Here is a 20,027-nt window from a genome sequence, read left to right on the forward strand (position 1 = left end):
GAAGTGTAATATTGTAGCTTTATCTATGTGGCTTTCTCAATAACTATTAAGGCGGAAAGTTAAAATATATAGGTTTATAGATATGAATTATTACATAAAAACGCACTTAAAAAAGGATGTATGATGGTAATAGAATACAAACATCAAGGGGGAACTTAAAATGAAGTTAAATAAACTAGTGCTTAGTTGTGGAGTAGTTTCAGCATTAACACTTGGTGTGTTAGGGAATAATACTTATGCTGAAGAAGTACACAAAACGAATGATCCAATTCATGTAGTTGAACATGTTTCTGCAGACTTATTATTAACCCAAACAATGGATTATAGTGGCGAGGCTGTAACTTCTTTCGTATATGATGGGAGTACTGACTTAAGCTTTTCTATGAAAAATAATGGTCAAAATACAATGGGATATAGTGTAAAAGGTCCAAATACAGAGCTAATTGTTGGTGGTTATATAAAACCTGGAGAACAACAAATTAATGTTACAAATGTACGGAATGCTTTATCTCCATTGCCGAATGGAACATATAAAATTTACGTTTCAAATGATGATGGTTCTAAGGGGCAATTCCAAGTTTCAGTAAGATCTATGAATTAAATTTAAAACGCTTTGTTTTTAAGTTAATTTAATCTTTACTTATTGGAAAGAAGCTAAAGTGAATTGAGAATTACCGATAAAAATGAAAACGAGCACCTTATCTAATTGTGAGAGGGTGTTCGTTTTTTGCTATTAAACAGAAAATAATTATAAATATATTTTGATATTCCCATTGCTAACCTACTAGATTGTGTCAACTAGAGAATGTCTACTATAAAACATATTAAAATAAAGATGATGTAACATTCCGCTAAATTATATGGGGAAATAGAAAAACCACCCTTATATGAGTGGTTTTAGTAATTATTTTTAGGTTATACATTTAAAATTAGGCTAAGTTATAGAAATAATAAACATTTAATCCGTTGTTATTATTTTGGTTCTGGATAATGATTGTAGTATGAGATTCTAATAAACTCTTGGTAGACATTTGTTAATTTTGCATCTCTAAGAGCATCGTTGAATTTTTGCATACGTACACTCCCTTGAGCGTAGCCTCCACCTGGAGTATAAGGGTTTCTTGCTTCAAAGTCATCCAAAAATACTTTTAATTTTTTATAGTCTTGAGATTGATAGAAAGCCACGGCCTCTTCAGGAGTGACATCAAAGTAAGAGGATGACGTTGAGTTATAAGAAGCTGCTTGAGCAGTAGGTGCCTCTAGCATAGTTGCAGCTCCACCGAACATAGTAAGCGCCATAGAAGATACAATAATTTTTTTAAACATAATAAAACCTCCATGTAGAATATTGGATTAATAGTAATCCTGTAATCATTATAGTTACAATGAAAATGATTATCAAATGCAATATTGCATAATGTATCCCGCTATTTTGGGGCAGTAAGACTCCCGCCCAAAAATTCAATGAAAGCAAAGAAGTTAGATGGGAATCGGGAGGATTAAAGTTTCACTTTATTCTTTGAACGAGAAGTCACCTTTATATTTAAATGGAGGAGTGTAATAGATTAGAAGAGGTGTATAAGTTACTCAGGTTAACAAGAAAATGAAGAGGATATTTTTAATAGGGGAAAGCTTAATAACTGGAGTAAAGGAATTGCTATTTATATATTTAACATACATATTTGTCTTTTAAATTGTAGGCGTGTTTTAGAATTTGTATATAGTAAATTCGTTAAAAAACTTGATAAATAATAAAATGTGTAAATTTTTTGACTATTTTATTAAAATTATTTAATATTTGTAATTTATTGTTTTATAATGATAAATGGGTCGATCGTGAATGTTTTAGATATTGCGATATATACTCGGATTAATTTATTCTAGGGAGGTTACAAAATTGGGTAAGAGAGTCATTATAAGAGTTTTTACATTATTATCAGTACTGGCATTATTCCTTAATGTATTTTTACCTAGGGCTAGTGCAGAGGTTATGACGCATGAGAAATATTCAATGGACTGGAGTTATAGTAATAGTCTAGGTAAGTACATTCGCACTGAAATGATTAAAAATTCAAGTGGTCAAATTGCTTATTGCTTAACCCTTGGATTAAAATCACCAAATGGTGAAGATCTTCCTGAAATGGGGAAAACAGATAATGTAGTATATAGAGTCTTATTAAATGGTTTCCCGCAAAAAAGTGCTGAACAGCTGGGAGTAGCTAATAAAAATGAAGCGCATTATGCAACGCAACTTGCGGTTTGGAATGCATTAGGTCAACTCGATGTAAATGAATTAAAACATGAGAATAAAAATGTTGAAAAAGCAGCTAAGGCTATTATTAGTAATGCTAATAATAGTGAAGAGACTCAAGATGTTTTTATGAATGTGATTCCTGCTGAAAAGCAAAAAGCAGAATTAAAGGGTGAATTCTTCGAAACAAATCTATATTCAGTACAAACAAATGCTAAGAGTGGTTCTTATAAGGTAGTAGCGAAAAATGCACCTAATGGAGTTAGAATTGTTAGTGAAAATGGAGAAGTGAAAGATCAGATTTCAGTTGGAGAAAAATTTCGTATCCAAATTCCTAAGAATACAAAAACGGGTGAATTTAATTTAAGTGTAGCTGCTAATTTAACTAAAGTTCAAGCAATTGCTTACCGTGGTACGGATACTGTTCAGAACGCTACAGTACTATTAGAAAGAAATGAAGAAAAGCTTAGTAGTGATCTTGCAGTAAATTGGGAAGCAGCTGGTTCTTTAAAAATTAAAAAGGTTGGAGAAAATGGAGAAGTTTTAGCTGGTGCAGTATTTGAGGTCTTTAATGCAAATAATGAATCAGTTGGAAAAATCACGACTGGTGCTGATGGTATGGCAGAATTAAACAACTTACCAATTGGTACTTACACATTAAAAGAAATTAAAGCACCAACAGGCTATGTTTCAGATGATAAACCACAAACTATTGAAGTTAAGACAGGAGAAACAGGAGCTGTCCAAATAGTAAATAACAAAGTAAAAGGTAACATCGAAATTAAAAAGCTCAGTGATTCAGGAAAGGTTTTACCAAATGTTGAATTCACAGTCTTTACTGAAGATGGGAAAGAAGTGCAAAAAGTAGTAACAAAAGAAAATGGAATTGCAAACGTTGAAGGTCTTACGTATGGTAAGTATTATTTCTTAGAGACAAAAACACCTAATGGATATATTGGAAATAAAACAAAGTATCCTTTTGAAATTAAAGAGCACAATAAAACACTTACTTTTACAGTGGAAAATACCGAAGTGAAAGGTAGTGTAAAATTACTAAAAGTAGATAATGAAGATATTAGCAAAAAATTAGAAGGTGCAGTATTTGAATTGAAAGATGAAAGTGGAAAAGTAGTTGGGGAATATAAGACAGATAAAAATGGCGAGATTAATGTCAAAGATTTAGCGTATGGTAAATATTCATTTGTAGAAAAGGCTTCTCCACATGGTTACGTTCTTGTTAAAGAACCAATTATGTTCGAAATAAAGGAACATGGGAAGATTATTGAGTTATTGGCAGTTAATCATCTTATCAAAGGTGATCTAGAAATTACAAAGGTAGATGTAGCTGATGGAAATAACAAGCTTCCAAATGCAGAATTTACGATTTATAACGAAGCAGGAAAAGAAGTAGTAAAAGGAAAAACAGACGATAAAGGAATCGCTAAATTTGAAAAGTTACCATTTGGAAAATACACATATAAAGAAACTGTTGCACCAAAAGGTTATGTATTAAATGAAGAAACGTTCTCTTTTGAAATTAAAGAGAATGGTCAAATCATTAAACACATTGTCAAAGATGAAAAGATTCCTTCAATAGAAACAAAAGCTACTGATAAAACAGATGGTACAAAAGAAATGCACACGTCTAAGTCTGTAACAATCCAAGATAAAGTGGAATACAAAGACCTACAAGTAGGCAAAGAGTATACTTTAAAAGGTAAATTAATGAATAAAGAGACTAATAAACCATTAGTTGTAAATGGTAAAGAAGTAACTGCTGAAACGAAGTTTACACCAAAAGAAGCAAATGGTTCTATTACACTAGATTTCACTTTTGATGCAACTGGTTTAGAAGAAAAAGAAGTAGTAGTATTCGAAGAGTTATTGAAAGACGGAAAAGTTGTTACGACACATGCTGATATCAATGATAAAGGTCAAACAGTTAAGTTCGTTAAGCCATCAGTAAAAACGACAGCAACAAACAAAGCTGATGGTTCTAAAGAGTTAGATATTTCTAAATCTGTAACAATCCAAGATAAAGTGGAATACAAAGACTTAATCGCGGGCAAAGAGTATGTTGTAAAAGGTAAACTAATGGATAAAGCAACAAACAAGCCATTATTAGTTGATGGTAAAGAAGTAACAGTAGAATCAAAGTTTACTGCTAAAGAGAAGAATGGTTCTATCACACTAGATTTCACATTTAATGCTTCTGCATTACAAGGTAAAGAAGTAGTCGTGTTTGAAGAACTGTATCAAGATAATATATTAGTAGCTATTCACGCTGAAATTGAAGATAAGGGACAAACAGTGAAATTTAAAGAGGTAAAGCCGGAACAACCTAAACCAGAACAGCAAAATTCAGATAAAAATACTCCAACACCAGAGCAGCCTAACGAGCAAGTAAAAGAACAACCACAACCTAAGCAAGAAATTCAATCTAAAATTGGATGGTTACCGCAAACAGGTACTAATCTTACAAGTTGGATCTCTATGGTTACAGGCGCATTACTGTTAATTGTTGGTGGAGTTATTTTCTTGAAACGTAAAAATGCATAGAAATTAAAAAATAAGCACATCTGTTTTTTAACAGGATGTGCTTATTTTCTTACATATCTTTGATTTAAAATAAAATTTTTGCAGGATCAATTAAATTCATTTCTTGTTATGCAAACACATTTTCAGCGAAAATAACGTCTTCACTATTTTGCGCAGGACAGACTTTATAAAAAATGGCTACGTTTCCTGATTTTGAAATAATCTTCTCAAATTGCAATCCTGCTTTTCTAAAAGCTTTACTGCATCAACAATAGAAGTAATTGCTAAAAAGGTTATTCAAATGAAATTTATAAAAGCTTGATAGGCGATACCAAGTGAAAATACCGTAGCTACTATATGTGCAGTCCATTTGGGCATATTTAATTTCAATACGGTATTGTACAAGATTCCATATACGATATAAATAATTAATATAAATGCAATGAATTGAAGAACTAATAAAAATAGCGGTTGTCCCATTTATTTTCACTTCCTTTGTTTAATATATTAATATAATTTATTTAGAAGTGAAAGTTTTATTTCTATGAATTTCCAAAAATGTGATATGAAAGGAATAGTGGTAATCACAAGAATTACTGCAAAACTATAATGTAACTAAAAGTATTATTACGAGATCAGTAAAGTAGTAAAAAAGGTCGCCATTCAAGGCGACCTTCTTTACTATGCGTTATACCCAAATAATTTTAAATCTTCTCCAGAATCTGAAATGATTTTCTCAAATCGTAATCCTACTTTTTCTAAAAGCTTTCCTGAGGCAATGTTATCTATAGAAGTAATTGCTACAATTCGTTTCATGCCGAGCTTTTGTACACCGTATTCGATTATCGCAGAAGCTGACTCGTAGCCATATCCTTTTGAACGGAATGTTTCTAAAAAGGCAAATCCGATATCAACGTCTTCTAATGAATCTCTTTTAATAAGGCCACACATACCAAGTGGAGTGAGATCTTCTTTTCGTTCTACTAAGTAAAGGCCAAATCCGAGTTTGTTATACATATCGATGGGACCGTTTACAATATAATTTTTTGCATCTTCTAAGTTTCTAACCCCTTTGTCACCGATAAACTGAATCCATGCAGGATCGTTTACTAACTCAAGAATAAAAGAAGCGTCTTTTATATCAAACCAACGAAGATTTAGACGTTCGGTTTCAAGAACTATCAATTATTACACCACCTTTAAAAAGTTATAACAATTAGTATGGATTGTGTAAAACAAAAGTGCAACATATTTTAATGGGGGTGTTTGTTCACATAAAGTTCGTTTGTTTTGTATAGAGAGATATTTTATAATTAGGATTGATTGTAAAGAGTGAGATACTTATACAATGACTCCTAGGTGACTAGGAGTTTTTACTATATAACTATCATTATTACTAAATATGACACACTACACATTCTACTCAAGGAGGTACATAATGAAGAAATTATATAATGCATCGTTTACGTATTTGATTATCGGTTTATTATCAGGGATTTTCGCTAGGGAGTATGGTAAGTATAAAGGGATTTTAGGATCTACTTTGTTAAATCTTTTGCATACACATACACTTGTACTTGGCTTTTTCTTCTTTTTAATTGCTTTAGGATTAGCAAAAGTATTCGCGTTTCATGAAGTGAAAGGGTTTAATAAGTGGTTTGTTTTACATAACATTGCATTAACATTAATGTTAGGTTCGCTAGCAGCGAGAGGGCTTCTTCAGTTAAATGGAGCTGACTTTAAAGGGTTAACTTATATTGTAGGGTTTTCTCATTCGTTGATGGCAGTTACTTTAATTTGGTTTATGTTGTTAGTAAAGAAATCGTTTAAAATGTAGTGAAAAAGAACTTGTAGCGTGTGCTGCAGGTTCTTTTTTGTATGTTTAGGCTTAAAAAACTCATTTTTCTAATTATTTTGTATAAAGATGGTATACTTGTTTTAAATTTAAAAAGGAGAGTTGATTATGGAAATAACAATTGAACATGTAGTAAATGAATTAAAAGGCATACTTCCTGAAGATCGAGTAGTAATAAATATGACAGTACGAGAGTTACATAGTAAAGATGAATCTTACCATGTTAGTAGTTTACCTGATGTAGTTGTTTTTCCAAAAACGACCGAAGAAGTTAGCGCGATAATGAAAATAGCGAGTCAGTACGGAACAGCTGTCGTTCCATTTGGAGTAGGGTCCAGTTTAGAGGGACATGTAATTCCTTACGAAAAAGGAATTACAATGGACTTTTCTCTTATGAACAAAATACTTGAAATAAGAGAAAAGGATTTTCTTGTGAGAGTACAGCCAGGGGTGACGCGCTCTCAACTTAATAAAGAATTGAAAAAGTATGGATTATTTTTTAGTGTAGACCCAGGAGCTGATGCAACGTTAGGAGGAATGGCTGCTACAAATGCGAGCGGAACGACAGCGGTAAAGTATGGGGTAATGCGTGATCAAGTCCGAGATTTAGAAGTCGTTCTTGCTGATGGAGTAGTAATACATACCGGGAATTTAGCGGCAAAGTCATCATCAGGTTATCATTTAAATGGTATTTTCGTAGGCTCAGAAGGAACACTTGGATGTTTCACGGAGTTAACTTTAAAAGTATACGGTATACCAGAACATGTTATGGCTGCGAGGGCATCGTTTCCAACTATAAATGATGCAGTAGAAGCTGTAATTAACATATTACAGGCAGGTATTCCAATCGCGAGAATTGAACTCGTTGATGAATTATCTATGAAACAAGTAAATCATTACAATGAAACAAGTTACAGAGAAGAACCGACACTGTTTTTAGAGTTTCACGGCAATGAAGCAGGGTTAAAGCAAGATATTGAATTTACGAAAGAAATCGTTCTTGATCATAAATGTATAGAAATTGCGTTTGAGATGGAAACAGCAGCGAGAAATAAACTGTGGGATGCAAGACATAACTTAGCGTACTCTTACGTGCATAGTTATCCTGGTAAAAAGCTAATGAGTACAGACGTATGTGTGCCAATTTCGGAATTAGCTGGAGCGATTCAACATGCGAAAGAGGTATTAGATAAAGTAGGGCTTATTGGCGGTATTCTCGGTCATGTTGGGGATGGGAATTTCCATGTACTTTTAATGATTGATACAAATGATAAAGAGGAAGTGAAGAAGGCAGACGAAATAAATGAAAGTATCGTTCAGTATGCTCTTAAACGAGGAGGAACGTGTACAGGAGAACATGGCGTTGGAATCGGAAAACGAAAGTATCAAGAAGAAGAGCATGGGGCAGCATTATTTGTAATGGAGAAAATAAAGAAAGCTCTTGATCCGCAAAATATTTTGAATCCGAATAAGGTGTTTCAATTAAAAGATAGGGGCTGAGTGGATGAAAGTACTAGAAGCGATAAGTAATGTAGCTGGAAAGTATTTTGCATTTTGGACCGGCTGCTGCACTCCCAAGTGTATTAGCGGCAGTATGGCATAACATTGCAGGGCCAATATTAGCAACCATCTGGTCAAAAAATGCAAAGAACACTTTCAGCGATGAAAATGTATCAATAAATATAGAAAAATAGGAATGATAAATAATGCAAAAACGTATTGTACATTTTGAAGGAATGGTTGTATTTTTAGCCACGATTTATATGTATTCGATATATGAGTTTAGTTGGATTATATTTTTTGTATTCCTTTTAGCGCCGGATCTATCAATGTTAGCATATGGGATTAATAATCACGTTGGTGCGAAAATATATAATGTATGTCACACATATATCATATCCATATTAATTGTTCTAATAGGTGTCTATTTTAAGATAGATACCGTTATAATGATTGGCTTAATATGGACAGCACATATTGGAATGGATCGAATGTTTGGATATGGATTGAAATATGAGACGGATTTTAAGGATACTCATATTCAGAGGTTATAAGAAAAAGTATTCATATTTACAGCGGATTTATTAAAATATTGAACGAAATTCAGTGAATGAATTTCGTTCAATTGTTGAGAAATATATATATAGATAGATATAAATAATCGAATTATGTTATTTTTATGATAATTAAAAGAAGGAGAGTGGATTTGATGAATATACAAATCACTGGCAATGAATTAATTACTAAGATGCTGAATGATTGGTATCGAGATATTAGAGCTCAACGTATAAGTGAAGCAAAAAAATTAAAAGGGGAGATCGATAAAAAGCTTTATATTATCGAATCAGATGTAAAGGTTTTATTTCACTATTATCTGTTAGAATTTCGATATAAAGTGTTAATAGATGGTTTAGGTAATTTGAAAAAAGTTTTTGATAAAATAGATGCATTGCCTAAACCAAATGATGAATATTCTAATTATTATTATTATTTATTCAAAGCCATTCATTATACAATTCTTACTAATTATAGTGAAGCTAGCAACTATTTTGAAAAAGCTGAAGGGTTATTAGAGCATATTTCAGATGAAATTGAATATGCAGAGTTTAATTATAGAGTTGCTATATTAAAATACCACTTGCATTACGCATATTCAGCTATTGAATACGCTTCAAAAGCAAGAGATATCTTTGTTAAACAAGCAGGGTATGAAGTGAACATAGCGCTGTGCGAAAATATATTAGGATTATCTTTTTCGGAATTAAAGCAGCATGATAAAGGTGAGGAATATATTGCGTCAGCAATAAACATTTTACAAAAAAATGATGCTGAAATGTTAGTATTAAGAATCAGACATAATTTAGGTTTATTGTATGCGAGTCAAAATCTTTCAGTTTTAGCAATTAGACACTTATCTGAGGTTTCTAAAAAAATGCCTACTCATTATAAGGCAATCTTTTTAGAGGCAAGAGAATATTATAAATTAGGTGAAATAGAAAAAGCGAAGGAATTAATTGAAAGTGGATTGAAGGTTTGTGAGGAATTAAAAAATGATGAATATAGATATCACTTTTTAATTCTAAAGGGATTTTGTCAGCATTTAGAGGTAGAAAAAATAGAAAAAATTATTCTCGAAGGTTTTTCTTACTTTGAAAGAAAGAATTTATCGGAGTATATTCACGAATATACTGAAAGTCTGGCATTAGAGTTTCATAAAGTAGGTAATATAGAAAAAGCAGAAAAGTATTTTTTTATGAGTTATGAAATAAAAAAGAGAATATTTGAAAAAGAAGCATTGAAATAAAGAAAAAACTTGGATTATCTATAATGGGAATAGCAGCTGGAGTTATGGGGTTTTATGGTAGAAGGTCTTTGTAATAAATTAGCTCAAAGTGGATATGGTGGAACGTTTATAATTATAAAACCTAATGAAAATCCATATGCTGTCTCTGAAGATACAACGATGCCTGCAAAACAAATCTTCTATTGAACGTGGGTAATTAAACAAGTCACAAATTATAATTTGTGACTTGTTTAAGGTTGGATACTAAATGTGTTGCTTTCAATATTGAAAGCAACTTTTAAGTTTGTGATTAATAGTTAACTTAATAAATTTTTGGGTTAAAATAAAAACAAATTTTTAATCAAGTGCCACAAAAAGTACGATAAGGGCGATTCGTCGGTGCAGGCGGAATGCAGTATTCTTCTTGATCTGTAGAATACGCATAAGGGTTTGATAAAGCTTCAAGAAGTTGCTCCATTACGCTATAGTCGTCATTTGTAACAGCTGCTTCTAGTGCTTCTTCTACACGGTGGTTCCTCGGGATGATTGATGGGTTATTATTTTTCATCATCTCGTAGGCGTTTTCTTTTGATTGTTCTTGTCTTTCTAATCGAGATTGCCAAAGTTTGTACCATTCTTTAAATTCAGGACTATCGAATAGAGGGGTATTTTCTAACGTATCAAGAGTTAATGAACGGAATGTATTTGTGTAATCCGCTTTATATTTCTCCATCATTTTTAAAAGTTGCTCAATAAGTGATTGATCTTGTTCTTCGTTGCTAAATAGTCCTAATTTCTTTTTCATTCCAAGGAACCACTGTTTTTCATACTGTACGCTAAATTTCGAAATTTCGTCTTGAGCGATTTTTAATGCTTCTTCTTCATCTTCGTGCAGAATTGGTATTAAAGATTCAGCTAGTCGTGCTAGATCCCATGCGGCCATATATGGTTGATTTCCATATGCATAACGACCTTGTGTGTCAATAGAGCTAAATACAGTTCCTTGGTCGTAATTGTCCATAAATGCACAAGGACCGTAATCAATTGTTTCGCCACTGATCGTTATATTGTCAGTGTTCATTACGCCGTGAATAAATCCAACAAGTTGCCATTTTGCGATAAGACTGGCTTGTCTTTTAATGACTTCTTGTAGTAATGCAGTATATCGGTTTTCATGAGATTCAATTTCTGGGTAATGCCTTTTTATCGTATAGTCAGCTAGTGATTTCAGGTCCTCTATTGAACCACGAGCTGCAGCATATTGAAATGTACCGACCCGTATATGACTACTAGCGACTCTAGTTAAAATTGCTCCAGGTAATTTTGTTTCACGATAGGTTGGCTCCCCGGTTGTAACAACTGCTAAACTGCGAGTAGTCGGAATATCAAGTGCATACATTGCTTCACTAATAATATATTCACGTAGCATCGGACCGAGTGCAGCACGGCCATCTCCTCGGCGTGAATAGGGAGTAGGGCCAGAACCTTTCAGTTGAATATCGAAACGCTCACCTGAAGGAGTAATTTGTTCGCCAATTAAAAGAGCACGACCGTCGCCTAACATATTAAAATGTCCGAATTGATGACCAGCATATGCTTGAGCTAATGGATGAGCTCCTTCTGGAAGTCCATTGCCAGCGAAAATGGCAATTTCAGCTTCCTTTTTCAGTTCTTCAGGGGTTAAGCCAAGAGATATCGCTAATGAATGGTTTAGTTTAACTAACTCCGGTGAACTTACGGGAGTAGGGGGGATTTCTGTATAAAATGATTGTGGTAAAGTCGTATAACTATTATCTAAATTCCAACCTGTTTCATTATTTTTAGTCATTGTATCTCCTCCTTTTTGTATTTTAAATTATGTATTTGTACGTATGTATTCTTTGTAAAGTTAACTAAAAGTATAATATAATATTTCCCCTTGCAATCTATTGTAAGGACTTCATTGCACTATGTCTATTTAACAGCAAATTTAAAACCTCCATTTTAAGAAAATGGAGGTTTTATTATTATTTAATTTTTACAATTATTTTTCCTTTTGCTCTTCCAGCCTCGGAATATTCCATTGCTTTTTGCGCATCTTCAAAAGGGAAAACTCGATCGATTACCGGTTTGATTTCACCAGCTTCAATATAGTTTGCAATAGTACGTAATTGATCCCCACTTGGCTTCATAAATAAAAATGAATATTGAGCATTATGCTTTTTTTCAAGTGCAGTAAGTTTTTTGCTGGCTAATGAAAATAAGAGAGTTTTAAAGAATCCTGAACCAAATTCTTTACCGAAGCGAGCATTCGGCATGCCTGAAACGGAAACAATGTTTCCTCCCCTTTTTATAATATTGAATGATTTTTCAAGTGTTGCACCGCCGATTGTATCAAATACGGCATCATAATTTTTTAGTATATCTTCAAATTTCTCTGTTTTGTAATTAATAATTTCATCTGCGCCAAGAGATGTTACTAAATTCGCACCAGCTTCACTAGCAGTCGTTGTAACAATGGCACCCATTATTTTTGCTAGCTGAATAGCGAAAGTACCAACACCACCGGATCCGGCGTGAATTAAAATCTTTTGTCCTTTTTGTAATTGCATGATGTCATGTAATGCTTGATATGATGTTAAGCCAACGAGTGGAATCGAAGCAGCTTCCTCAAAACTTAAATTTTTCGGTTTTAAAGCTATATCATCTTCATGAATGGCTATATACTCCGCGAAAGTACCAATCTTATTTTTTCTTGGACGAGCATATATTTCATCACCAACTTTAAAACGAGTTATTTTTGATCCAACCTTCGTGATGACACCGGCAAAGTCGTTACCAAGGATTAGGGGCATTTCATATTTCAGTAACATTTTTACTTTTCCGTCGCGTATTTTAAAATCAATTGGGTTAATGCTAGCTGCATGAATTTCTGCGAGCACTTCATACTCATTTATTTCAGGAGTAGGTACCTCTGCCATACGCATTGGGACTTTTCCATATCTATCAATTATCATTGCTTTCATTTCTTATACCTCCAAGTTTTAATAAAAGTTTTGCAATAGCTTCTCAATATCTAATACAAGATTTTTTAATAAACCTAATTTTGTACGTATATCAATATAATAAAAATTCTTTGTACCTTCTTTTCTCATTAAAATAATGCCAGCTTCTCGTAAAATCTTAAGGTGATGTGATACTGCTGGACGGGAAAGGTGTGTTTGCTTCGTGATTTCTCCTACACGTAATCCTGTTTGACATTCCGTTTCCATTAGCACTAATAAAATAGCTTGACGCGTTTCATCACCAATTGCCAATAATACTTTTTGAGAATCAATAAAATCTTTTTTTATAATATTTAATTGTTCTTGTTTATTCATTTCAATCACTTTGCCTCCAGGTAATTAGTCGAAAGGTTTAAGATGATGAACCATTACTTCGATACGGTAATGCTACATGATTGTTGTATGAGGTGCAATATTGAGAAAGAAAATCGAGACGAATGAATTTTTTATTGTTGAAAATTATAGGGAGATAGAAAAGGGATTGGAAGGACTACATAACACAATAGATGAGGTTTTAAAAACAAAAAATGATGTAACAATAAAATAAGCGGTCGTAACCTTGTATAATCCATAAGGTTACGACCGCTTATAATGTTTGTATTATTTTTGAATTTTACGATAGAACATGGTTCAACGTAAAGTACGTTCTTTTGTTTTACACTTTCATACAGACACAATTCAGGTGGATTATAGATGTATGAAAAGGTAAAAGGAATTTTGGGGCGTAATCTATCTATATGATAATTCAAAATGAAATATAAGTCTATATTTTAATGTTTTTTTTGATTATATTTATGTCACTGAGCTCAGAACAATGATTTGGAGGGGAAATATATGAAATCGAATTATGTACCAGTTTTAATTGTTGGAGGGGGATTATCTGGGTTAGCGTCTGCGTTATTTCTTGCAAAACATAACATTGAGTACTTACTTATTGAAAGGCATCCGTCTACTGCCATTCATCCGAAAGCAGGCGGTCTTACTTTACGTACAATGGAGTTATTTCGAGAATTAGGCTTGGAAAAAAGAATTAAATTGGCAGGTAAAGCATTAGAGAACTGCCGAGGAAGAATAGCGGTTCATACAATAGCTGAGGCGAATAAAGAAGAATTGGAACAAATGAGAGCGACACAATACGGAAACGATGAAGAGTTACTTCAAAAAATAGAAAAGATTAGTCCATCAAAACAAACTGCGTGTTATCAAATTATTTTAGAAGAGATGATGTTACAAGAAGCGAAAACATTAGGCGGGCAACTATCTTTTTATCATGAATTAGTTTCATTTGAACAAAATGAAAACGGGGTAAAAGCAAAGATTCGAAATCGTGAAACAGAAAAAGAAAGTGTCATACATTGTGACTATGTAATTGCAGCGGATGGAGCGAAAAGTAAAATACGTGAGCAGTTAGGGATTAAAACTGAGGGGCGTGGAACCATTGGTGGCTATTATATGAATATTTATTTTGAAGCAGACTTAAGTGAGTTTATACAAGGAGACGCATTCGGTTTTTCTATGGTACTTCATCCAGAGGTTCTTGGTGCACTGATCCCAGTAGATAACGTGAAAAAATGGATTTACCATGTAGCCTACGATCCATTAAAAGGAGAGGGACCAGAGGATTTCACGATGGAACGTTGTAAACAAATTATTGAAATAGCAATTGGAAGTACAAATGTTGAGTCAGAAATATTAAGTGTTTTACCGTGGGAAGCGGCCGAAAGTACAGCAATGAAATTTCAAGGAAATCGAGTCTTTCTAGTTGGAGATTCAGCACATATTATGCCGCCAACAGGCGGATTTGGTTCAAATACAGGAATACAAGATGCGCATAACTTAGCTTGGAAATTAGTGGCTGTTATAAAAGGGAAGGCAAAACCAAAATTGTTAGAAACATATCATGAAGAGAGACACTCTGTTGCAAAATTAACGACAGCTTATGCAAGTAGTTTACTGTTTCGTGCTGCGAATAGAGAGGAAGGCAGTTTGAATAATATGGATAGTTTAGCTGTTACAGTTGGATATAAGTATTGTTCAGAGGCGATTATAGATAATTTAGTCACTCCACATAGAATGGATAGCATAGAGTTGAATGGAAGACCTGGAACGCGAGCGCCACATTTATGGGGAACGTATGAAGGGAAGAAAGTTTCTACATTAGACTTATTCGGTAACAGTTTTGTATTACTTACAGGAGTAGAAAATAGTTCTTGGGCTGAGGCAGCACATACTGTTTCAGCTAAATTAGGAATAAATATAAAAGGGTATCGTGTTGGCTTAAGTGGAGACTTTATTGCTCCAGAAGATATTTTTAGTAAATTATATAGTATAGAGAATGGAGGTGCTGTATTAATTAGACCAGATGGCTTTATCGGATGGCGTTCGGAAAAAACAGTAGTAAATCCAGATATAGTATTGGAAGAGGTAATGAGAAATTTATTATGTGATTTTTAAGTAACTACGGAAATATTGTTTTATGTGCTTCACTGTACTGAAAAAAATATTCACAAATTTCAATAGGTTTGATATGATTAAATTCGACAAGTTAATAGAGGCCGGAGATATTTGAGAAAAGCCATAAATTTATTTAGGGATACAGGAGTGTAGCCTAAATAATTTATGGCTTTTTTTATTGAATGAACCGTACAAAATAGGGAGTTACATGTGAAAAGGAGGGCTATAGAAATTAAATAGGATAATAATAGTTTTCTATATTAATAATATAGAAAACTATTTGTAAGATTGGAATTTTAATATAGGTTTATAAAAATATTGAAAGTGTGTCTTCTATTTCGTGTAAATCTCATTAGCTTGTTGAAATTTGCAACGTAGGAAGGGTTAGAAGGATGAGAAAGATTATTAGCGTTTTAGTTATTTTCTTTATGACGGGGAGCATCTTTGCTGGGGGAGCTGTTCATGCGAAAGCAGAAGGAAAGCATGAATGGAATACGAATAAGTTTTTAAATATTGCACATCGCGGAGCAAGTGGACATGCACCTGAGCATACTTTTGCTTCTTATGATTTAGTGAAAAAAATGAAAGCGGATTATTTAGAGTTAGATATTCAATTAACAAAGGATGGCCAATTAATTGCAATGCATGATACAGCAGTTGATCGCACTACAAATGGAACAGGCGAAGTACGCGATAAAACGTTAAGCGAAATAAAGAGTTTAGATGCTGGATCATGGTTTAATAAAGCGTATCCAGAAAAGGCTAAGCAAGAGTATGTTGGGCAAAAGGTTCCAACTCTTGAAGAAATCTTCCAAAAGTATGGAAGAAGTATGAAGTATTATATTGAAACAAAATCACCAGATGTGTATCCAGGAATGGAAGAGAAATTGTTGGCGTTGTTACAAAAATATAATTTAGTAGGCCAAAACATGTCTTCTAGCCGTGTTATGATTCAATCATTTAGTAAAGATAGTTTGAAAAAGATTCATAGTATGAATGAAAATATTCCGTTAGTTCAATTGCTTTGGTATTATCCAAATGAAAACAATGAAATTGTTGAATGGTCTGGCATTACACATGAACCGAAAAGTGTAACAAATGATGATTTTCAAGAAATTAAAAAGTATGCAGCTGGTATTGGACCAAACTTACGTAATGATAACGGAGAACTAATTATTGATGAGTCATATATGAAAATGGCTAGGAAAAATGGACTATTAATTCACCCTTATACAATTAATGAGAAACCAGATATGAGACTGTTAATCAAATGGGGTGTTACAGGAATGTTTACAAATTATCCGGATCGATTACATAGTGTATTGAAGGAAAAATAAGTGGAAAAGGGTATACCAGTGTTTTAGGTATACCCTTTTTAATTTAACTCTCCGATAAACAGAATCTCTTTTTCATAGCATTCATCTACATCATAAATAATTTCTTGAAAGTGAAGCGTTTTGAAGGTATGACAAACTGAAATTTCCCATGTCTCCCAAAAATCAATTTCATTTGAAAGAAGAATCCATTTTTGAAATTCACTATTTCTATTAAAGAAATTATGAAAGTAGTCCTCATTTTTAAATGTAATGATTTGCGAATCCCACAAATTATTTATAGGAATCAAAACAACAACTCGATATGTATGTGTATCGCTCGGTTTCATATTTATTAAATGATTTGCTTGATTTAATAAGGTTTGAATACATAATCGTTTTACTTTTCTAGGTGTTTTACGAGAGGCAATAAAAGCTTGCGAAACTGGCAATAGCATATTCCAATATTCATCGTTATAGAAAGTAGAAGGGAATGTTTTTGTATGTTCCTCAATTCGCTTTATCATAGTGTTTGTTTTTCGTTTCATACCACGTATTTTCTTTTCACGCATTGCGAGTCATCTCCATAAATTTTTGTAATGCAGCAGAGTGATATATATCTTTTCTAGTAATAAAAGTAGTAGGAACTTTTTTGAAGCTATTTGGTAAAGGGTTGAATGATATGTCATGTTGATGACCATTTAAAATAGACTTCATCATAATTGCTATGCCTATACCTGATTTTACACATGCGAGAATCGCTTCAATTGTTCCAAACTCTAATACTCGCTTAGGTGAAATTCCTTCTTCTTGAAGCCAATCTTCTAATAAATTTCTATAATAGCAACCATGACTAAATGCAAGTAAATTCATGTCTCCTATGTCTTTAAAGGAAGATAAAGGCTTTTTGCTAATGAGAACTAATTCTTCTTCACGAAATATATTTGTATGAAGTTCAGCATGCTGAGTAGAGCCAGCTATAAACGCTCCGTCCAGTTTTCGTTCTAGTACAAGCCTAATCAATTGTTCCGTCGTATTTGATTCTAAAATCAATTCGACTTTTGAGTATTTCTCATAATAGGCCGTTAATATAGATGGAAGTCTTACAGCGGTTGTAGATTCTGTACATCCAATTTTTAAAGTGCCTCTTGGTTCGATCCCATTACTTTGAACTGCTTTAACAGATTGATCCATTAAGTAGATAATTTGTTTGGCGTATGTTAATAAAATCTCACCGTTAGAAGTTAAAGTTACACCTTTTCCGTTTCGGTAAAATAAAGGCACACCTAATTCGTTTTCTAGTTGTTTCATACGCATTGTTACGCCAGACTGTACATAGTTTAAATTTTTAGCTGCGTGAGATATGTTTTTTTCTTTCGCAACTTCGTAAAATACAGTTAAATCTTTTATATCCAAGTATCATCCCTCCAGAAAAGGTATCATTTTTTTTGATGAATTACATGATAAATCTTTATTTTATATGATATCAGAACTTTCATACAATGGAAGGGGATGGAGGGATTATTGTGTTAATGGAAGAAAGGGTGAATAGTACTTATAAGTGGGTTATGTTAATTTTTGCGACGGTTGCTCAAACAACAGCGACACTTATAACGTATGGTGTTGGAGCGTTTGCTTTATTTTGGAAAGAAGAATATGCACTTACGAATACGGAGATTGGATTGTTAGTAAGTGTTGTAAATATAGGACCGCTATTTTGTATGCTTTTTGTCGGGCGGCTACTTGATCAATACAATGAAAAGTTGTTAATTTCGATAAGTTCATTTTTACTAGGAGGTTCGTTTTTACTGACTAATATGGTCAATGGATTTAATGGGTTACTCTTTGTACTTTTATTAGTAGGAACGTTTTATAGTGTTTCGCAGCCAGGAGGAAGTAAGGTGATAATGAAGTGGTTCTCAAAAGAAAATCGCGGGTTAGCGATGGGGATTAGACAAGCCGGTATACCGATTGGTGGTACATTAGCGGGAGTATTGATCCCGTTTCTTACAATAAAATATAATATGGCCTATGCGGTAAATAGTATTGCATGTATTTGTATAATTGGAGGGTTTTTATTTTTTATATTTTATAAGGAACCATATATTCAAGAGAAAGTTAAACAAGAACGTAGTAAACTTTCTTTTTGGATGCAGTTAAAAGAAGTGATGTGTAAAAAAGAGTTATATGCAATTTATATAACTGGCATTTGTATGATTTCATTGCAAATGGTGTTAGTTGCGCACTTTATAAAATTTTTAGTATTGGAACAATCAATCACGCCAATTTTAGCTGGAAAAGTATTTTCCGTTATGTTCTTTTCTGGAATGGTTGGTAGGGTTATATTAGCAGCTACTAGTGATTTATTTTATAAGGGGAATAGGCGTAACCTCTTATTTATAACTGTTTGTATTTCTATTTTCTTCATTCTAATATTAGTAATGAGCATACATACAATAACGAATGTATTGTATGGTGTAAGTGCATTGTTAGGGTTCTTTGCAATTGGATGGTTTAGCCTTTTCATAACTGAAGTTGCGGAATCAGCAAGTGAAGAATCGGTAGGGATGACAGTGAGTTTTGCACTTACATTAAATCAAATTGCCATTATTGCTGCGCCTGCTTTATTTGGTTATATTGTAGATAAGAAGGGATATACGTATGCGTGGTTATGCATAGTTGTATTACTAACTATTTCAGCGGTTAGCTTATATAGGAAGGATAGAAAATGAAGGAATGTTAGCAATGTAAATTTTTTATGAAGAAAGTCTAAAGAAATGTTGAATGAGCGACATTTCTTTTTTATTTGTTGTATAATCAAAATGTAAATGAGATTCGTTTTCAATTTCGTTCATTACCTCTTTTGAAATTACCTGTAATTTTAGCCATAATTAGCTGTTTTTCTTTATCGTTATTTGCATGATTTATTTTATTTAAAAATTTTTCAGCATCATTTCCTTTTAATACCATAATCTGTTTTCCGTAATATTCAATTAATGCCATGTTGTTTTTTGTTATCCGATAATGAAACATCTTATCATCTAAACGATTGCGTTTATCGGTGTTTTTCATATTACATCTCCATTCTTTTTAGTATGTAACAAATGTTACAAAAGAATTTGAAATTATAGTGTAATGCATCCGATTGTATGTTGGAAATTTTGCAAGAAAGAAATACAATAGAGAGTAGTCAAAATTGAAAATGAGAAAAAGGAATCTAGTTTTAACAGAGTGAATATTAAATAATATTATAATATACTTGATAATTAAAAGATATAAAATAGAATGG

The 20,027-nt window shown here is 32.9% G+C and carries 20 protein-coding genes and 1 pseudogene; 12 read left to right on the top strand and 9 right to left on the bottom strand.

Annotation, left to right across the window (positions count from 1 at the left end):
* Positions 1–160: 160 nt before the first annotated feature.
* Positions 161–601: a hypothetical protein gene (locus ACTFSL_RS10525; RefSeq protein WP_000773522.1), complete on the top strand. Its 441-nt coding sequence runs from the start codon at positions 161–163 to the stop codon at positions 599–601.
* Between the two features lie 371 nt (positions 602–972).
* Here the strand turns inward: ACTFSL_RS10525 and ACTFSL_RS10530 are convergent, their stop codons facing one another.
* Entirely contained in the window at positions 973–1,326 is a 354-nt protein-coding gene (locus ACTFSL_RS10530; protein WP_000473483.1) for a hypothetical protein, read from the bottom strand.
* Between the two features lie 571 nt (positions 1,327–1,897).
* Here ACTFSL_RS10530 and ACTFSL_RS10535 point away from each other — a divergent pair.
* Positions 1,898–4,810, top strand: a complete 2,913-nt coding sequence (locus ACTFSL_RS10535) for a SpaA isopeptide-forming pilin-related protein (RefSeq protein ID WP_404507696.1) — start codon at positions 1,898–1,900, stop codon at positions 4,808–4,810.
* Positions 4,811–5,086: 276 nt separating this feature from the next.
* Here the strand turns inward: ACTFSL_RS10535 and ACTFSL_RS10540 are convergent, their stop codons facing one another.
* Both ACTFSL_RS10540 and ACTFSL_RS10545 read right to left on the bottom strand, forming a co-directional pair.
* On the bottom strand, positions 5,087–5,269 hold the full coding sequence (locus ACTFSL_RS10540; RefSeq protein WP_440041674.1) for a hypothetical protein: 183 nt from the start codon (positions 5,267–5,269) through the stop codon (positions 5,087–5,089).
* Positions 5,270–5,470: 201 nt separating this feature from the next.
* On the bottom strand, positions 5,471–5,974 hold the full coding sequence (locus ACTFSL_RS10545) for a GNAT family N-acetyltransferase (RefSeq protein ID WP_000636213.1): 504 nt from the start codon (positions 5,972–5,974) through the stop codon (positions 5,471–5,473).
* Positions 5,975–6,227: 253 nt separating this feature from the next.
* On the opposite strand from ACTFSL_RS10545, the gene ACTFSL_RS10550 reads away from it, so the two are divergent.
* The 6 genes and pseudogenes from ACTFSL_RS10550 (at position 6,228) to ACTFSL_RS10575 (ending at position 10,134) form a co-directional block, all read left to right on the top strand.
* Positions 6,228–6,626, top strand: coding sequence for a DUF2871 family protein (locus tag ACTFSL_RS10550; protein ID WP_000737893.1), 399 nt, complete (start codon positions 6,228–6,230; stop codon positions 6,624–6,626).
* 126 nt (positions 6,627–6,752) lie between these two features.
* The gene (locus ACTFSL_RS10555) at positions 6,753–8,144 is read left to right on the top strand and encodes an FAD-binding oxidoreductase (RefSeq protein WP_440041676.1); all 1,392 of its coding nucleotides are present in this window, start codon (positions 6,753–6,755) and stop codon (positions 8,142–8,144) included.
* Between the two features lie 50 nt (positions 8,145–8,194).
* Positions 8,195–8,338 (top strand): annotated as a pseudogene (locus tag ACTFSL_RS10560) (bile acid:sodium symporter family protein); the annotation flags it as partial.
* 12 nt (positions 8,339–8,350) lie between these two features.
* A complete protein-coding gene (locus tag ACTFSL_RS10565) occupies positions 8,351–8,698 on the top strand; it encodes a DUF4260 domain-containing protein (RefSeq protein ID WP_001172063.1) in 348 nt (115 codons plus the stop codon).
* A gap of 155 nt (positions 8,699–8,853) precedes the next feature.
* Positions 8,854–9,948: a tetratricopeptide repeat protein gene (locus ACTFSL_RS10570; RefSeq protein WP_440041678.1), complete on the top strand. Its 1,095-nt coding sequence runs from the start codon at positions 8,854–8,856 to the stop codon at positions 9,946–9,948.
* Positions 9,949–10,002: 54 nt separating this feature from the next.
* On the top strand, positions 10,003–10,134 hold the full coding sequence (locus ACTFSL_RS10575; protein ID WP_000229167.1) for a hypothetical protein: 132 nt from the start codon (positions 10,003–10,005) through the stop codon (positions 10,132–10,134).
* A gap of 154 nt (positions 10,135–10,288) precedes the next feature.
* On the opposite strand, the gene ACTFSL_RS10580 is transcribed toward ACTFSL_RS10575, so the two are convergent.
* The 3 genes from ACTFSL_RS10580 to ACTFSL_RS10590 form a co-directional block, all read right to left on the bottom strand.
* Positions 10,289–11,755: a protein adenylyltransferase SelO gene (locus ACTFSL_RS10580; protein ID WP_322371499.1), complete on the bottom strand. Its 1,467-nt coding sequence runs from the start codon at positions 11,753–11,755 to the stop codon at positions 10,289–10,291.
* Between the two features lie 178 nt (positions 11,756–11,933).
* Positions 11,934–12,932, bottom strand: a complete 999-nt coding sequence (locus ACTFSL_RS10585; protein WP_440041679.1) for an NADP-dependent oxidoreductase — start codon at positions 12,930–12,932, stop codon at positions 11,934–11,936.
* 18 nt (positions 12,933–12,950) lie between these two features.
* Positions 12,951–13,295 (bottom strand): ArsR/SmtB family transcription factor, encoded by a 345-nt coding sequence (locus tag ACTFSL_RS10590; RefSeq protein ID WP_000571870.1) that lies wholly within the window; start codon positions 13,293–13,295, stop codon positions 12,951–12,953.
* A gap of 91 nt (positions 13,296–13,386) precedes the next feature.
* On the opposite strand from ACTFSL_RS10590, the gene ACTFSL_RS10595 reads away from it, so the two are divergent.
* The 3 genes from ACTFSL_RS10595 (at position 13,387) to ACTFSL_RS10605 (ending at position 16,762) form a co-directional block, all read left to right on the top strand.
* Positions 13,387–13,518, top strand: a complete 132-nt coding sequence (locus ACTFSL_RS10595; RefSeq protein ID WP_001227549.1) for a hypothetical protein — start codon at positions 13,387–13,389, stop codon at positions 13,516–13,518.
* A gap of 287 nt (positions 13,519–13,805) precedes the next feature.
* Positions 13,806–15,425, top strand: coding sequence for an FAD-dependent oxidoreductase (locus ACTFSL_RS10600; RefSeq protein ID WP_440041681.1), 1,620 nt, complete (start codon positions 13,806–13,808; stop codon positions 15,423–15,425).
* Between the two features lie 392 nt (positions 15,426–15,817).
* Complete coding sequence (locus tag ACTFSL_RS10605; RefSeq protein ID WP_001226341.1) at positions 15,818–16,762, top strand: glycerophosphodiester phosphodiesterase; 945 nt, start codon at positions 15,818–15,820, stop codon at positions 16,760–16,762.
* Positions 16,763–16,800: 38 nt separating this feature from the next.
* On the opposite strand, the gene ACTFSL_RS10610 is transcribed toward ACTFSL_RS10605, so the two are convergent.
* On the bottom strand, positions 16,801–17,310 hold the full coding sequence (locus tag ACTFSL_RS10610; RefSeq protein WP_074554901.1) for a DUF3916 domain-containing protein: 510 nt from the start codon (positions 17,308–17,310) through the stop codon (positions 16,801–16,803).
* On the bottom strand, positions 17,303–18,154 hold the full coding sequence (locus ACTFSL_RS10615; RefSeq protein ID WP_440041683.1) for a LysR family transcriptional regulator: 852 nt from the start codon (positions 18,152–18,154) through the stop codon (positions 17,303–17,305). Before ACTFSL_RS10615 ends, ACTFSL_RS10610 begins: the two co-directional genes overlap by 8 nt.
* A gap of 86 nt (positions 18,155–18,240) precedes the next feature.
* Here ACTFSL_RS10615 and ACTFSL_RS10620 point away from each other — a divergent pair, with 86 nt between their 5' ends.
* Positions 18,241–19,470: an MFS transporter gene (locus tag ACTFSL_RS10620; RefSeq protein ID WP_002026160.1), complete on the top strand. Its 1,230-nt coding sequence runs from the start codon at positions 18,241–18,243 to the stop codon at positions 19,468–19,470.
* Between the two features lie 109 nt (positions 19,471–19,579).
* Here ACTFSL_RS10620 and ACTFSL_RS10625 read toward each other — a convergent pair whose 3' ends face one another.
* A complete protein-coding gene (locus ACTFSL_RS10625) occupies positions 19,580–19,810 on the bottom strand; it encodes a hypothetical protein (protein ID WP_098584620.1) in 231 nt (76 codons plus the stop codon).
* Between the last annotated feature and the right edge of the window lie 217 nt (positions 19,811–20,027).

This window comes from Bacillus cereus group sp. MYBK108-1 (assembly GCF_051917185.1).
GTDB classification, from domain to species: Bacteria; Bacillota; Bacilli; order Bacillales; family Bacillaceae_G; genus Bacillus_A; species Bacillus_A cereus.